Source organism: Micromonospora sp. NPDC049240, from assembly GCF_040647835.1.
In the GTDB taxonomy this organism is placed as follows: Bacteria; Actinomycetota; Actinomycetes; order Mycobacteriales; family Micromonosporaceae; genus Micromonospora.
The window spans coordinates 141143-156489 of record NZ_JBEZCX010000013.1; the positions used below are offsets into that span (position 1 = coordinate 141143).

At 72.4% G+C, this 15347-nt stretch carries 13 protein-coding genes and 2 tRNA genes; 5 read left to right on the forward strand and 10 right to left on the reverse strand.

From position 1 onward, the window contains the following. Both AB0B02_RS21325 and AB0B02_RS21330 read right to left on the reverse strand, forming a co-directional pair. Positions 1-648 (reverse strand): response regulator transcription factor, encoded by a 648-nt coding sequence (locus AB0B02_RS21325; RefSeq protein ID WP_107161025.1) that lies wholly within the window; start codon positions 646-648, stop codon positions 1-3. Further along, positions 645-1769: a DUF5931 domain-containing protein gene (locus AB0B02_RS21330; RefSeq protein ID WP_357302738.1), complete on the reverse strand. Its 1125-nt coding sequence runs from the start codon at positions 1767-1769 to the stop codon at positions 645-647. Before AB0B02_RS21330 ends, AB0B02_RS21325 begins: the two co-directional genes overlap by 4 nt. Before the next feature lie 115 nt (positions 1770-1884). Between AB0B02_RS21330 and AB0B02_RS21335 the strand changes: the two genes are divergently transcribed. After that, positions 1885-2352, forward strand: coding sequence for an ATP-binding protein (locus tag AB0B02_RS21335; RefSeq protein WP_281937792.1), 468 nt, complete (start codon positions 1885-1887; stop codon positions 2350-2352). 63 nt (positions 2353-2415) lie between these two features. Here AB0B02_RS21335 and AB0B02_RS21340 read toward each other — a convergent pair whose 3' ends face one another. Next, positions 2416-3354, reverse strand: a complete 939-nt coding sequence (locus AB0B02_RS21340) for a ribose-phosphate pyrophosphokinase (protein WP_281937794.1) — start codon at positions 3352-3354, stop codon at positions 2416-2418. A 65-nt stretch (positions 3355-3419) separates the two neighbouring features. On the opposite strand from AB0B02_RS21340, the gene glpK reads away from it, so the two are divergent. Together glpK and AB0B02_RS21350 are read left to right on the forward strand one after the other, a co-directional pair. Further along, positions 3420-4904 (forward strand): glycerol kinase GlpK, encoded by a 1485-nt coding sequence (glpK, locus tag AB0B02_RS21345; RefSeq protein WP_357302743.1) that lies wholly within the window; start codon positions 3420-3422, stop codon positions 4902-4904. Continuing rightward, entirely contained in the window at positions 4905-5414 is a 510-nt protein-coding gene (locus AB0B02_RS21350; protein WP_357302746.1) for a GNAT family N-acetyltransferase, read from the forward strand. It abuts the gene before it with no gap. 108 nt (positions 5415-5522) lie between these two features. Here the strand turns inward: AB0B02_RS21350 and AB0B02_RS21355 are convergent, their stop codons facing one another. Together AB0B02_RS21355 and AB0B02_RS21360 are read right to left on the reverse strand one after the other, a co-directional pair. Beyond that, entirely contained in the window at positions 5523-6260 is a 738-nt protein-coding gene (locus AB0B02_RS21355) for a VOC family protein (protein ID WP_357302749.1), read from the reverse strand. A 60-nt stretch (positions 6261-6320) separates the two neighbouring features. Then, complete coding sequence (locus AB0B02_RS21360) at positions 6321-7154, reverse strand: phosphoribosylaminoimidazolesuccinocarboxamide synthase (RefSeq protein ID WP_357302752.1); 834 nt, start codon at positions 7152-7154, stop codon at positions 6321-6323. A 120-nt stretch (positions 7155-7274) separates the two neighbouring features. On the opposite strand from AB0B02_RS21360, the gene AB0B02_RS21365 reads away from it, so the two are divergent. Then, positions 7275-8612: an extracellular solute-binding protein gene (locus tag AB0B02_RS21365; protein ID WP_357302755.1), complete on the forward strand. Its 1338-nt coding sequence runs from the start codon at positions 7275-7277 to the stop codon at positions 8610-8612. 61 nt (positions 8613-8673) lie between these two features. Here AB0B02_RS21365 and AB0B02_RS21370 read toward each other — a convergent pair whose 3' ends face one another. From AB0B02_RS21370 to AB0B02_RS21390, 5 genes are all read right to left on the reverse strand, one after another. Next, a complete protein-coding gene (locus AB0B02_RS21370; RefSeq protein WP_281937804.1) occupies positions 8674-8925 on the reverse strand; it encodes a hypothetical protein in 252 nt (83 codons plus the stop codon). A gap of 105 nt (positions 8926-9030) precedes the next feature. Further along, a tRNA-Met gene (locus AB0B02_RS21375) sits at positions 9031-9104 on the reverse strand. A gap of 161 nt (positions 9105-9265) precedes the next feature. After that, a tRNA-Met gene (locus AB0B02_RS21380) sits at positions 9266-9339 on the reverse strand. A 126-nt stretch (positions 9340-9465) separates the two neighbouring features. Beyond that, entirely contained in the window at positions 9466-12447 is a 2982-nt protein-coding gene (locus AB0B02_RS21385; protein ID WP_281937805.1) for a UPF0182 family protein, read from the reverse strand. A gap of 127 nt (positions 12448-12574) precedes the next feature. Next, the gene (locus tag AB0B02_RS21390) at positions 12575-13588 is read right to left on the reverse strand and encodes a PDZ domain-containing protein (RefSeq protein ID WP_357302760.1); all 1014 of its coding nucleotides are present in this window, start codon (positions 13586-13588) and stop codon (positions 12575-12577) included. A gap of 115 nt (positions 13589-13703) precedes the next feature. Here AB0B02_RS21390 and AB0B02_RS21395 point away from each other — a divergent pair, with 115 nt between their 5' ends. Further along, on the forward strand, positions 13704-14975 hold the full coding sequence (locus AB0B02_RS21395) for a zinc-dependent metalloprotease (protein WP_107161047.1): 1272 nt from the start codon (positions 13704-13706) through the stop codon (positions 14973-14975). Positions 14976-15347 lie beyond the last annotated feature (372 nt).

Here is a 15347-nt window from a genome sequence, read left to right on the forward strand (position 1 = left end):
TCACTCGTCCAGGCCCCGCTCGATGGCGTACCGGGTCAGCTCGACCCGGTTGTGCAGTTGGAGCTTGCCGAGGGTGTTCTGCACGTGGTTCTGCACGGTCCGGTGGGACAGCCGGAGCCGCTCGGCGATCTGCTTGTAGGACAACCCCTTGGCGACCAGCCGCAGCACCTCGGTCTCCCGATCGGTGAGCCGGGGTGCGTCGTCGTGCGGGGCCGGTGGCGCGGCGGCCAGCCGGCGGTACTCGCCCAGCACCAGCCCGGCCAGACCCGGCGTGAAGACCGGCTCGCCGGCCGCGGTGCGGCGCACCGCGTCGAGGAACTCGGCCGGGGCGGCGGACTTGACCAGGTAGCCCGTCGCGCCGGCCTTGACCGCGTCCAGCACGCTCTGCGGCTCGCCGCTTGCCGACAGCATGAGCACCCGCACCTCGGGCAGCGCGGCACGCAGCCCCCGGACCACCTCCACCCCGGAGACGTCCGGCAGTTGCAGGTCGAGCACGACCAGGTCGGGACGGGCCGCCGCGGCCACCCGGACCGCCTGCCGCCCCTCGCCGCTGGTCGCCACCACGTCCAGGCCGGCCTCGGTGAGATCGCGGGCCACCCCTTCGCGCCACATCGGATGGTCGTCCACCACCATCACCCGGATGCTCATCGGCGACGGCTCCTCGGCACGGTCAGCTCGATCTCGGTCCCGGCGCCCGGGGCGGAGACGATCCGCACCTCGCCGCCCAGGTCCGCCACCCGGCCCCGGATGGACTGGGCCACCCCGAGCCGGCCCTGCGCGGCGGCCTCCGCCAGCCGCCCCTCCGGGATCCCCGGCCCCTCGTCGCGTACCGAGACGGTCACCGTCTCCTCCTCGTCCTCGATCAGCACCCAGGCCCGCCCGCCGGCGTGCCGCGTCACGTTGTCCAACGCCGCCCCGACGGCCGCGGCCAGTTCCCCGGCCGCCTGGGCCGGCAGCGGCACCGGCGTGGCCGGCGCGGCCACCTGGACCTCGGTCGAGGCGTACCGGTCGAGCAGGTCACGCAGGTCGCGGTCGGCGCCGGCCTGCTCCGGCACCGCGTACACCCGGCCGATCAGCGCCCGCAGCGCGGCCTCCTGCTCGCCGGCCAGCCGGGCCAGCTCGGCCGCCTCACCGTCCAGGTCGGCGCCGCGTCGACGCACCAGCGCCAGCACCTGGAGCACGGAGTCGTGGATGTCGCGGGCCAGCCGTTCCCGCTCGCGGGTGGCCGCCTCCAGCTCCACCGCCCGCTGCAACCGGGCCTCCGCCTGGACCGCCAGCCGGGCCACGTGCCCGACCACCACGCCGGCCAGCAGCAGCAGGATCGCCCCGGTGAACGCGGACGGGTTGATCGGGTCCCGGGTGGCCAGGTCCGCACCGCCGAGCACCAGCGCGGCCACCGTGCCCCGCCGCCGCCCGCCGGCGACCGCCCAGGCCAGCACCGGCCCGGCCAGCCAGGCGGAGGTCAGGACCGGCACGCCGGCGGCGAGCGCCGGCCGGCCGACCACCCACGGCGTGGCCAGGATGATCCCCAGCACCACGCCGAGGTCGGCCAGGAGCAGCGGCCAGCGTCGCCCGGCCGGACGCCGGTAGCCGGCCGTGGTCACGCCGCTCCAGGCGAGCATGCCCAGCAGGACGCCGCCGGCGGCCACCGGGTGCGCGTACTGGCTGCCGTCGCGCAGCACCAGCACTCCGACGTACGCCAGCGAGGCGAACCGGAACACCGCGATGGACCGCCAGAGCGGGCCGACCAGGCCGGGGGACGACGGCATGCGCGTCACCCTGCCACAGCCGGTCACGCGCCGACCGCCGGGTGCGGGTCGAGAAATCCTGACGTACGGTGGAAAAGCCGCGAAAGTTGTCGAGGAGCACTGCCGGGACGGGGTCATGACAAACGCAGAACTCCCCGCACCGCGTACGGTTGTGCCCATCGAACCTTCCCTTCTGATCGCCGAAGCCTTCGACCAGGCTCAGGTGACCGAGCTGCGGCACTCGGTCACCTCCTGCGCGCACGCCGCCGGGCTCGCCGGCCAGCGGCTGGACGACTTCGTGCTGGCGGTCAACGAGCTGATCACCAACGCGGTCCGGCACGGCGGCGGGCGGGGCCGGCTACGGCTGTGGCGTCGCGGCGGCGACCTGGTCTGCGAGGTCGCCGACCACGGCCACGGGATCAGCGAACGACGGTTGCACGACCGCGACCGGCCGGCCCCGGAGACCGCCGGCGGCTGGGGCCTCTGGCTGGCCCGGGAGCTGAGCGACACCATGGAGGTCGAGACCGGCGACGCCGGCACGGTCGTCCGGATCACCGCCGCGTTGACCACCCGGCAGCCCGCCGCCCGGCCGCTGGACGGCTGACCGGCCGGCTGGTCTTCCCGGCTCGCCGCAGCGGCGGTGGACGACCGTCCGGCCACGGCGCGGTCAGCCGAAGAGCGCGCTCACCGACTCGCCGTTGTGGATCCGCCGCATCGCCTCGGCCAGCGCCGGCGCCACCGAGAGCACCTCCAGCTTCGGCACCCGCTTCTCGGCCGGGATCGGCACCGTGTTGGTGCAGACGATCTCCAGCACGCCGTCCTGCGCGCTCAGCCGTTCCAACGCGCCGCTGGAGAAGAGGCCGTGCGTGCAGGCCAGGCGGATCGAGCGGACCTGCCGCTCGCGCAGGTGCGAGATCAGCTCGATCACGGTGCTGCCCTTGGCGATCTCGTCGTCCAGCACGATCACGTCCCGGTCCGCCACGTCCCCGATGATGGTGCTGATCTGCACCCGGTCGTCGCTGAACCGCTGCTTCGCGCCGGCCGCGACCGGCGTGCCGAGCATCCGGGCGAACGCCGCCGCCTCCTTGGCGTTGCCCAGGTCCGGCGAGACCACCACCGCGTTGCTGAGGTCGTACCCCTTGAAGTGGGCGGCCAGCTCGCGCAGCGCGTGCAGGTGGTCCACCGGGACGCTGAAGAAGCCGTGCACCTGCGGCGAGTGCAGCGTCATGGCCAGCACCCGGTGCGCGCCGGCCGACGTGAGCAGGTCGGCGACCAGCCGCCCGCCGATGGAGATGCGTGGCGCGTCCTTCTTGTCCGACCGGGCGTACGCGTAGTGCGGCAGCACCACGGTGATCCGGCCGGCCGACGCGCCCCGCGCCGCGTCGATCATGAGCAGCAGCTCGACCAGGTGCTCCTGCACCGGCGGCACCAGCGGCTGGATGAGAAAGACGTCCCGCTCCCGGCAGTTCGCCTGCAACTGCACCTCGAGGCAGTCGTTGGCGAACCGGGACACCCGCACCGGGTGCAGCGGAACGGCGAGGTGGGCGCAGATCTCGGCGGCGAGGTCCGGGTGGGCGGTCCCGCTGAACACGGCAATGTCACGCACGTCTGGTGATCGTACGGGCCGCCCGGTGGGAGACGGGGGACGCGCCCGGCGGGTACGGTGCCTGCGTGACCGGAGAGTTCGTCGCCGCCATCGACCAGGGCACCACCTCCTCGCGGTGCATCGTCTTCGACGCCGACGGCGAGATCGTCGCCGTGGCCCAGCGCGAACACCGGCAGATCTTCCCGCGACCGGGCTGGGTCGAGCACGACGCGGAGGAGATCTGGACGAACGTGGAGCACGTGGTCCGGGAGGCGCTGGCGGGCGCCGACCTCGGTCCCGAGCACCTGGCCGCGGTGGGCATCACCAACCAGCGGGAGACCACTGTGGTCTGGGACCGGGCCACCGGCCGGCCGGTGGCCAACGCCATCGTCTGGCAGGACACCCGCACCGGCCCGCTGCTGCGCGAGCTGGCCGAGGCGTACGACGAGGAGCGACTGCGCACCCGCACCGGCCTGACGCTGGCCACGTACTTCGCCGGCCCGAAGCTGCGGTGGCTGCTCGACCACGTCGACGGGCTGCGCGAGCGGGCCGAACGCGGCGAGGTGCTGTTCGGCACCATGGACAGTTGGCTCATCTGGAAGCTGACCGGGCGGCACGTCACCGACGTGACGAACGCCAGCCGCACCCTGCTGATGGACCTGGAAACGCTCGACTGGGCCCCGGAGCTGCTCGACGCGCTCCGCGTCCCGGCCGCGATGCTGCCCGAGATCCGCTGCTCGGCCGAGGTCTACGGCACCGCCGAGGGGGTGCTCGCCGGGGTGCCGGTGGCCAGCGCGCTCGGCGACCAGCAGGCCGCGTTGTTCGGGCAGACCTGTTTCCGCCCCGGCGAGGCCAAGTGCACCTACGGCACCGGCAGTTTCCTGCTGCTCAACACCGGTGCCAGCCCGGTGCCGTCGCGGCACGGCCTGCTCACCACCGTGGCCTACCGGATCGAGGGCCAGCCGGCCGCGTACGCGTTGGAGGGCGCCATCGCGGTCACCGGCTCGCTGGTGCAGTGGCTGCGCGACAACCTCGGCCTGATCTCCACCGCGCCCGAGGTCGAGGAGCTGGCCCGCACCGTCGACGACAACGGCGGCTGTTACGTGGTGCCGGCCTTCTCCGGCCTGTTCGCGCCGCACTGGCGCAGCGACGCGCGGGGCGTGATCGCGGGCCTGACCGGCTACATCACCAAGGGGCACCTGGCCCGGGCGGTGCTGGAGGCGTCCGCGTTCCAGACCCGCGAGGTGGTGGACGCCATGAACGCCGACTCCGACGTGGCGCTGCGCCGGCTGCGGGTGGACGGCGGGATGACCGGCAACGAGCTGCTGATGCAGTTCCTCGCCGACGTGCTCGACGTGCCGGTGGTGCGCTCCCGGATCACGGAGACCACCTGCCTCGGCGCCGCGTACGCGGCCGGTCTGGCGGTCGGCTTCTGGCCCGACCTGGACACGCTGCGGGACAAGTGGCGCTCCGACGCCCAGTGGGAGCCCGCCATGGACCCGGCCCACCGCCGACACGAGCTGCGCCAGTGGCACAAGGCCGTGCAACGCACCCTGGACTGGGAGGACTAGGTGTCCGGCCCGGAGAGGCCGGGGACCCGGCTGACGGTCAGGCCGGCGAGCGTGGCGGATGTCGCGTCGCTGGTGGAGTTGCGCCTGGCCAACGCCCGGACGCATCCTGCTCTCGACGCCGGCACCTACCGCGTTCCACGGCGTGACGCCGTGGTGCGCCACTTCGCGGCCGTGCTGGCCGACGCGGCCGGACGGGACGCCGTCCTCGTCGCCGAGACCCACGACCGCCGGGTGGTCGGAATGGTCGAGGTGCTGCGGTGTGCCGATCCGCCGGAACACCAGATCCTGCGTCCGGAACCTTCGGCGCAGGTCCACACCGTCGTGCTGCCCGATGCCAGAGGGCTCGGGGTGGGAACGGCGTTGGTGGCGGCGGCCGAACGGTGGGCACGCAGCCGGGGGATCACGTACCTGTCGGCCGGCATCCACCACCGCAACGCCGATGCGGTGCGCTTCTACCGCCAGCACGGCTACGCCGACGCCGGCCTCTCCCTCGGCAAACCCGTGCCCTAGCCCTCTCTCCCCCGCGATCTTGCACTTGCTGCCCCGACTTTCCGGCCATTCCGGACGGGTCGCGGGCCGAAAGTGCAAGATCGCGGGTGTGGCGGAGGCGGGCTGGGGTCAGGCCGGGGTGAGGAGGCAGAACTCGTTGCCCTCGGGGTCGATCAGGACCGTCCACGGGATGTCGGCGCGGCCGAGGTCGACGCGGGTCGCGCCGAGCGTCTCCAGGCGGGCCGCCTCGGCCGCCAGGTCGGCGCCCGGGTAGGGGCGGACGTCGAGGTGCACCCGGTTCCACCCGGTCTTCGGGTCGGGGTTGCGGACGAACTCCAGGTAGGGGCCGACGCCTGCGGCCGAACGCAGTGAGGCGTGTCGGTCGGTCACCTCGTGCACGGTCCAGTCCGTCGCCTCGCCCCAGAAGCGGGCCATCTCCCGCGGGTCGGCGCAGTCGACCACCACCGCGGCGATCGGGCCGGTGTCCCGGTAGACGGTGCGCGGCTCCAGCACGCAGAACTCGTTGCCCTCCGGGTCGGCCAGCACCGTGAACGGGACGTCACCCTGGCCGATGTCGACAGGCATCGCGCCCAGCTCCGTCAGGCGCGCGACCAGCTCCACCTGATGCTCCGGCGACGTGGTGGCCAGGTCGACGTGCACCCGGTTCTTTCCCGTCTTGGGCTCGGACGAGACGACGAGGTCGACGCAGACGGCGGACGGGTCGGGATAGCCGAAGCCCTCGGGTTCGAGGTTGGTCACGCCCGGCCCCTCGCTGGCGAGCCCCCAGCCGAGCGCCTTCGCCCAGAACGCGCCCAGCGTGGCGTCGTCCCGGGCCTTCATGGTGATCTGCACGAGCCTCGTCGACATGCCGACGAGACTAGACCGCCCTCACCTGGGCGACGAAGCGGCCGAATGGCGGTGTCGCGGTCAGTCCCAGCGGTTGCCGGTGAGCTTCTCGTACGCCTCGACGTAACGGGCGCGGGTCGCCTCCACCACCTCCGCCGGCACCTCCGGCGCCGGCGGGCGCTTGTCCCAGCCGCTCTCGACGGCCCAGTCCCGCACGTACTGCTTGTCGAAGGAGAACTGGACCCGACCCGGCTGGTAGGACTCGGCCGGCCAGAACCGGGACGAGTCGGAGGTGAGCAACTCGTCGCCGAGCATCAGCGTGCCGTCCGGCGTCCAGCCCAGCTCCAGCTTGGTGTCGGCGATCAGGATGCCCCGGTCGGCGGCGATCTCCGCACCACGCCGGTAGACGTCGATGGTGATCTCCCGCAGCCGTTCCGCGGTCTCCGGTCCCACCTTGTCGACCACCTGCTCGTAGGTGATCGGCTCGTCGTGCTCGCCCTTGGGCGCCTTGGTCGACGGCGTGAAGATCGGCTCGGGCAGGATCGACGCCTCCACCAACCCTCGGGGCAGCGGCACGCCGGAGACCGCGCCGGTGCGCTCGTACTCGGCGAGGCCACCACCGGTCAGGTAACCCCGGGCCACGCACTCGACCGGCACCATCTCCAGCCGCCGGCACCGGATCGCCCGGCCGGCGAACTCCGCGGGCACCTCGGTGGCGGAGACGACATGGTTCGGCACCAGGTCCGACAACTGCTCGAACCACCACAGCGAGAGCGCGGTGAGCAGGCGGCCCTTGTCCGGGATCGGGGTCGGCAGCACCACGTCGTAGATGGAGACGCGGTCGGAGGCGACCAGGATCAGGTCCGCGCCGTCGGCGTAGACGTCCCGGACCTTGCCCGAGTGCAGAAGTTCCACGGCGCTAAGTACACCACGGCGCAGTGCGTCGACCGGAGCGCCCACCGGCCGTCCCGCCCGACGTTGACACCCCCGGCCGGGGCCGGTGGAATGATCCGTCCACCCACCTTCGGAGAGACCGTGCGCGCTCAGTGGTCCGTACCCCGTCCCGGCCTCGACCGGCGACGGTTCCTCGGCGCGCTCGCCGGGCTGCCGCTGCTCGCCGGCGGGCTGAGCGGCGGGCTGGCCGGTTGCGGCCCGGCGGAGGACGAGGCGGTGGCCGACGACGGCCCGATCGAGCTGTCGGTGTTCTGGTGGGGCGGCAACCGCCGGGCCCAGGTCACCGAGCAGGCGTTACGCCTCTACACCCAGCAGAATCCCCGGGTCAGCTTCCGGATCACCTGGCAGGGGCTGAACGGCTACTACGACCGGCTCGCCACCCAGGCCACCGGCGGCAACGTGCCGGACCTGTTCCAGATCGACGACACGCTGCTCACCGAGTACGACCGCCGCGACATCCTGCTCGACCTCACCCGCCACACCACCGACGATCGACTCGACCTGCGCGGCCTGCCGGAGCAGTTGGCCCGGTACGGCCAGGTGGACGAGCGCACCGTGGCGGTGCCCGCCGCGCAGACCAACGCGGCGCTGGTGTTCAACCGGGACCTGCTGCGCCGGCTGGACGAGCCCGAGCCGCGCACCGGCATGTCCTGGCAGGAGTACGCCCGCTGGGCCGCCCGCGTCACCCGGGCCTCCGGCAACCGGGTCGCCGGCACCATGGATCCCTCCGGCGACTACCGTGCGCTCTGGCTCTGGCTGCGCGGGCAGGGCAGCGAGCTGTACCAGGGCCGGCAGCTCGGCTTCAGCTCGGCCGAACTGCTCGACTGGTTCGAGTTCTGGGAGGTCGCCCGCTTCGACCGGGCCACCCCGAGCGCCGCCCTGGTCGAGCAGGCGGACAGCGGCGAGCTGGCCCGGCAGCTCGTGGTCACCGGCCACGCCGCGGCGTCCTTCGCCTGGTCACACCAGTTTCCGGAGCTGCAACGGCTGACCGAGGACGAGTTGGGCGCGGTCGCCTTTCCCGGTACGCCTGCCGCGCAGTGGCCCCGCGCCTCGATGTACTGGGCCGGCTTCCGCGGGACCCGCCATCCGGGCGTGGTGGTGGACGTGCTCAACTTCCTGACCACGAACGTGGCGGCCGGCCGGGTCCTCGGCTTCGAACGCGGTCTCAGCCCCGGCACGCAGGTCCGCGCGTACGTCGCCGCGGACGTGACCGACCGGGCCGAGAAGCGGGTGGCGGCCCTGGGCGTGGAGCTGGAGGGGCTGGCCGGCCCCGCGCCCGCGCCGCCGCCGAAGGGGCACGCCACGGTGCGGACCCTGCTGATCGACGCGGCGGAGAGCATCCGGGGCAAGCGGGCCGGGGCCCGCACCGCGACCTCACGCTTCATGGCCCGGGCGAACGCCGCGCTCGCCGGAGGGTAAGGCGGGGCCCCCGCTTAACGCATTCGGTAGAGGAGGGGCCCCCGCTTAACACCGAGCGGCGTCAGCGCGGCGGACGGTTCCGCCGGTTCCGCATCAACATGAACACCAGCAGCACGATCCCGCCGACCACCACCAGGCAGCAGAGCAGGCCGAGGACGCCGAAGCCACCGCCCCGGGAACGCCGTCGTGCGGCCTCCACCACGACCTCACCGGTCCCGGTCGACGCCCAGGCCGCAACCGGTACGAAGACCGAGAGCACGACCGTACCGATGACCGCGCTCAGGCGGCCCCACCATCTGTTCCATCCAGCCATGCCCCCATCCTCGCCGAGGCGCGCAACCGGGGCACGCCGGACGGGACGGAAAGATCCGGATACGGCGAAGGCCCCGGAGTTGACTCCGGGGCCTTCGCGATCACGTAGCGGGGACAGGATTTGAACCTGCGACCTCTGGGTTATGAGCCCAGCGAGCTACCGAGCTGCTCCACCCCGCGTCGGTATGTGTACAGCCTATCGCATCCGGATCGTGGAGATCAGCCGGGTCCCCGATCCCGCCGGAACCCGCGCCGGACCGCCGAACCCGGGTCGGGCACCGGCACCGGCACCGGGGAAACGGCGAAGGGCCCGGAGTGAACTCCGGGCCCTTCGTTGCGAGTAGCGGGGACAGGATTTGAACCTGCGACCTCTGGGTTATGAGCCCAGCGAGCTACCGAGCTGCTCCACCCCGCGTCGGCTCGTTAAGCCTAGCGCACCGCCCCGACGAGGCGCAAAACGGGTGCCCGGCACGACCCGGGCCCGGGTTCCGGTGACCGTCGGGGCCACCGGACCACGGGCCCGGAGTGTCGTCCCGCGAGGTCAGCCGCTCGGCGACGGCGAGGCCGAGGCCGGTGCCGACGGCGAGGCGCTGCCCGAGGGCGCCGGGTTGCCGGACCCGTTCGCCGCCGCCTGGGCCTGCTGGAACGCGGTCATCGCCTCGTCCAGCGCCTTCAACGCCCGCCCGTACCGCTCGAAGTCACCCGACGTCTGCGCGGCCTTGACCTCGGCGATGGCGGTCTGCACCTTGCCGGCCGCGTCAGCCAGCTCGCCGGTGAGCGGCGGCGGGGTGTTGTTGCCGCCGGTCGGTGGTGGGGTGTTGCCGTCGTCGCTCGGCGGCGGGGTGCCCGAGCCGGCCCGCTTACCCTGCTCGACCAACTGTTTGATGCCGTCGCTCAGGTTGTTGGCGAGCACCACGTACGAGCCGCCGTCACCGTACGAGAGCAGCACCTTCTGCAACAGCGGGTACGCGTCCTGGCTGCTGCTCTTCACGTAGACCGGCTCGACGTAGAGCATGCCGTCGGCGAACGGCAACGACAGCAGGTTGCCGTACTGCACCTGGGCCTGGTTGGAGGAGAGCAGGTTGAGCTGCTGACGGATGTCGCCGTTGTTGGTCATCTGTTGGTGGACCTGGGTCGGCCCGGAGATCCGGGTCTGGTCCGGCAACTCCAGCACCTCCAGGCGCGGCTGCCCGTCCACGTACGAGCCGGAGACCAGCGCGGCCAGGTTCTGTCGCCCGTTCGGGGTGACCGCCGAGGTCAACTGGAACCGAGGCCGGTCCTGCCCGGGGAACTGCGTGAACAGGTAGTAGGGCGGCTGCTTCTGCCCGCTGTCCGGCGCGTCCGGCACGTTCGGCACCTGCCAGAAGTCCTGGCCGGAGTAGAAGTCGCCCGGGTCGGTCACATGGAACTTGGTGAGCAGGTTGCGCTGCACTTTGAACAGGTCAGCCGGGTAGCGGAAGTGCTCGGCCAGCTCCGGCGGGATGTCGCCCTTGGGCAGCACGACGTCGCCGCCGAACGCCTTGTTCCACGCCTTCAGCACCGGGTCGGTGTCGTCGTACGAGTAGAGCTTGACCGTGCCGTCGTACGCGTCGACGGTCGCCTTCACCGAGTTGCGGATGTAGTTGACGTTCTCCCGGGCGAGCTGGAACGTGCCCCGGCCGGTCAGCTCGTCGGCGGTCTCCGACTGGAGGTTGACCCGCTCGGCGTACGGGTAGGTCGCCGCCGTGGTGTAGCCGTCGATGATCCACAGCACGCGGCCGTTGACCACGGCCGGGTACGGGTCGCCGTCGAGCGTGAGGAACGGCGCGACCTTCTCCACCCGGTCGCGCGGGTTGCGCACGTAGAGCAGCTTCGAGTTCTCGTTGACCGCCTCGGAGAGCAGGAAGTTCGACTCCTGCTCCTTGATCGCGTAGAGCAGCCGCCGGGGGAACGAGCCGATCTTGACGCCGCCCTCGCCGGTGTAGGTGTAGTACTGCTCGCCGCCGGTCTGGGTGGGCCGGTCGAACTCGACGTTGCGGTCGCCCTTCTGCCCCACGATCGCGTAGTCGTCGGGCTCCATCCGCTCGCCGTAGTAGATCCGCGGCTGCTGGGCCGGGATCTCCTCGGTCGGCGAGGAACACGCCTCCTGCGCCTTCTCGCCGAGGAAACCGGAGACGAAGTACGGCTGCCCGCCGCAGACCACCTGGTTCGCCGGCGCGGCCACCAGGCCGTACCCGTGGGTGTAGACGGTGTGCCGGTTGATCCAGTTGCTCTGCTGGTCGGTCAGCTCCCCGTAGTTGATCTCCCGGACGCCGACCACGTAGTCGGAGGTCTTCTCCTTGACCGCGTACCGGTCGATGTCCAGCTTCGAGCCGAAGTCGTAGAAGCCACGCACCTGCTGGAGCTGCGTGTAGGTCTCGGAGACGAGCTGCGGGTCGAGCAACCGGATATTCGACACCACCGAGGTGTCGGTGGACAGGCTGGCGGGTGGCACGAGGTTGCTGGCCGCGTACGGTGTGGTCTTCGTGCCGTCGAGGCTGAACGCGGACCGGGTCGCCTTGATGCTGCGTTCGATGTACGGCGCCTCCTTGTCCCGGGCGCTCGGCTTCACCTCGAACGTCTGCACCGCCCACGGGTAGATGCCGCCGATCGCCACCGCGGAGACGCCGAGCAGGGCCAGCGAGATGCCGGGCCAGACCAGGTTCCGCATCACCGCGTTGGAGAACACGATGATCGCGACGGCCACCAGGACGGAGATCCAGGCGAGGATCTCCTTCGCCGGGAGCAGCGCGTTCACGTCGGCGTAGCCGGCGCCGTAGAGCTTCGCGCCCTCGTTGTACTCCAGCAGCATGGCGCGCCGGTCCAGCACGTACGCGACGGCCTTGAGCAGGACGAAGACGGCGACCAGCGTGCTCAGGTGGGCGCGGGCGGAGTTGGTCATCCGGTCCCCGACGCCCTGGAGGCGGACCCCGCCGAAGACGTAGTGCACGGCCAGCGCGCCGAGCAGGGCCAGCACCACCGCGGTGAAGCCGACGCCGAGCACGTAACGCCAGAACGGGAGCTGGAACACATAGAAGCCGACGTCGACGCCGAACTCCGGGTCCTTGACGCCGAAGTTGCCGCCGTTGCGGAACAGCAGCCACTGGGCCCACCGGGTCTGCGCGGAAAGCCCGGCGAAGAGCCCGACGACGGCGGAGACCAGCGCGATCCAGGTGCCGAGCCGGGGGCTCAGCAGCATCCGGTAGCGCTCCAGCGTGGCCTGCTCGGCCGAGTGCGGACGCATCCGGGGCCGCAGCCGGTACGCCAGCCAGAGGTTACCGGCGATGATCACCGCCATCCCCACGCCGACCACCAGGAACAGCAGCAGCCGGGTGGCGAGCACGCCGGTGAAGACCTGGGTGTACCGGACCTCGTCGAACCAGAGCCAGTCGGTCCAGGCGTTGACCCCCCACCCGAGCAGGGTGAACAACACGAACACCCCGACCAGGACCCCGATGGTGACGCGTCCGCGTCGACTCATCCTCGGCAGGGGACTGCTACGCATGACCACTATTGGCTCCGCACGTTTGAGGTGATCGGCTCCGACCAGGCACCCAAGAGTACGGGGTGTTCCTGAACACGTCGGGTCAAGGTCACGTCACGATCGCCCCGGGGCCGGTGACCGGTCCTGCTCAGCAGCGTGTCGGCTGCCCCCCGGAACGCAGCGTCTCCAGCGCCTTGAGCGCGTCGTCGAGCGTCGCCACCCTGAGCAACGGCAGATCCGGTTGCGGGTTACGGACCGCCTCGGCGCAGTTGTCCGCCGGGACCAGGAAGACCTTCGCGCCGGCGTCCTTGGCGCCGACCAGCTTCTGTGCGATGCCACCGATCGGGCCGACCCGGCCCTCGTCGTCGATGGTCCCGGTGCCGGCGACGATCTTCCCGCCGGTCAGGTCGGCCGGCTCCAGCTTGTCGATGATGCCCAGCGTGAACATCAGGCCGGCGCTCGGCCCGCCGATGTCCCCGAGGTCGATCTTCAGCGTGAACGGGTGCGGCTGCTGCTGGTCGATCTCGACTCCGATGCGCGGCCGGCCGTCCTGCTCGCGGCTGGTCACCGTGGCGGTGCCCGGGGTGCCGCCCCGGGTGTAGCCGATCTTCAGCGCGGTGCCGGCCGGCTTGGCCCGGATCAGCTCGGTGAGCTTGGCCGCGCTGGTCACCGGCGCCCCGTCGACCGAGGTGAGCACGTCGTCCGCGCGGAGCACGTCCGCCGACGGCCCACCCGGCGTGACGGTCTTGACCAGCACCCTGATCGGGTAGCCCAGCTCGCGCAGGGCCGCCGTCTCGGCGCTGGTCTGCGAGTTCTGGAAGTCCTCCGCGTTGCGCTTCTCGACCTCCTCCTGCGACTCCCCCGGCGGATAGACCAGCTCGCGGGGCACCACCGCCTCGTCGGAGGAGAACCAGCCGGCCAGCGCCGACCGCAACCGGACCGTGGGCTGCACACCGACCGTGGTGAGCCGGAGCTGCCCGGCGGAGGTGGACGTCGCGCGGCCGGAAACCTGGATAATCTCCTTGCCGTTCTCACTGCCGAGCGTGTTGACGGTCGGGCCGGGGCCGAGCACCACGTACGGCAGGGGCACACTCAGCACGCCGACGCTGAGCAGGGCGGTGAGCAGGGCACCGAGCAGGACGGTCACGCCGCGACGTCTCATGCGCCAGAGCGTACCGATCCGTCCCCCACCGTCCGGCGCGGTGACCGACGGACTTCGCCCTCAGCGCAACGCCGACGGGCCCGACCTGCGGCGGGGCCCGCGTACCGTAGACGTCGTGCCTGATATTCCGTTCGGCTTCGCGCTCCCGGGTGGGCAACCACCAGACCCCAACGATCCCGCGCAGATGCAGCAGTTCATGTCGCAGTTGCAGCACCTGCTGTCCGCGCCGGGCAGCGGGCCGGTCAACTGGGACCTCGCCCGACAGGTCGCCGCGAGCCAGCTCGCCGCCACCGGCGACCCGGCGGTCTCGCCGTTCGAACGCAACGCGGTGGAGGAGGCGCTCCGCATCGCCGACCTCTGGCTGGAGCCGGCCACCTCGTGGCCCTCCGGCATCCGCTCGTCGGTCGCCTGGAACCGCAACGAGTGGATCTTCAAGACGCTCGACGTGTGGCGCAAGCTCTGCGACCCGGTGGCCAGCCGGATGGTCGGCGCGATGGGCGACCTGGTGCCGCCGGAGGCCCGCGCCCAGCTCGGCCCGATGCAGTCGATGGTCGCCACGCTGGGCGGCGCGCTCTTCGGCGGCCAGCTCGGCCAGGCCCTCGGCTCGCTCGCCGCCGAGGTGCTCTCCGCCGGCGACATCGGCCTGCCACTGGGCCCCGCCGGCGCCGCCGCGCTCATCCCCGCCAACATCAAGGCGTACGGCGAGGGCCTGGAGCTGCCGGAGGACGAGGTACGCCTCTACGTGGCCCTGCGCGAGGCCGCCCACCAGCGCCTCTTCCAGCACGTGCCGTGGCTGCGCGGGCACGTGCTGACGGCGGTGGAGAACTACGCCGCCGGCATCCGGGTCAACCGGGAGGCGATCGAGGAGGCGATGGGCCGGGTCGACCCGACCGACCCGGAGTCGATGCAGGCGATCGCCCTGGAAGGCATCTTCACCCCCGAGGACACCCCGGCGCAGAAGGCCTCCCTGGCCCGACTGGAGACCGTCCTCGCGCTGGTCGAGGGCTGGGTGTGCCACGTGGTGGACAGCGCGGCCGGTGACCGCCTGCCCAACGTCGTACGCCTCGGCGAGGCGTTCCGCCGCCGCCGCGCCGCCGGTGGCCCCGCCGAGCAGACGTTCGCCGCCCTGGTCGGCCTCGAACTGCGACCGCGCCGGCTGCGCGAGGCGACCGTGCTCTGGGCGGCGCTGACCGAGCAGCGCGGCATCGCCGGCCGGGACGCGATCTGGGGCCACCCCGACCTGCTGCCCTCGGACGACGACTTCGCCGCCCCGGAGGCGTTCGCGGCGACCGGCAGCGACCTCGACGAGGAGCTGGCCAACTTCGACTTCTCCGCGCCGGGCGCGCCGGAGGAGCCGACCCCGGGCGAGGACGACGGCCGGTCCTGACGCCACACGTCGGCAGGGGCCGCACGGACGTCCGTGCGGCCCCTGCCCGTCCTGCGGGTCACCGCCGCGCCCCACCGTGCGCCGCCCGCCGCCGCCCGCCGCCGCCCGCCGCGGCGCCCCGCCGCCGCTCGCCGCGGCCCGCCGTGCGCCGCCCGCCGCGCCTCACGGTGCACCGTCGGGAGCCCGCGGCGCAGCGTCGCGGACGGTGACCGGGGTGCGTCCCGTCGACGACCTCGACCGCTGCCGGTCGCGGAAGGTACCCCCGGGTGCCTACGGACCTGATGGCGTAACCGACTCACCGCGGCAGCGGTCGCGGAGGCCGCTGTCGATCCGCGAGCCGGCCGGGCCGCGACGCGCCCTCGCCACCACGCT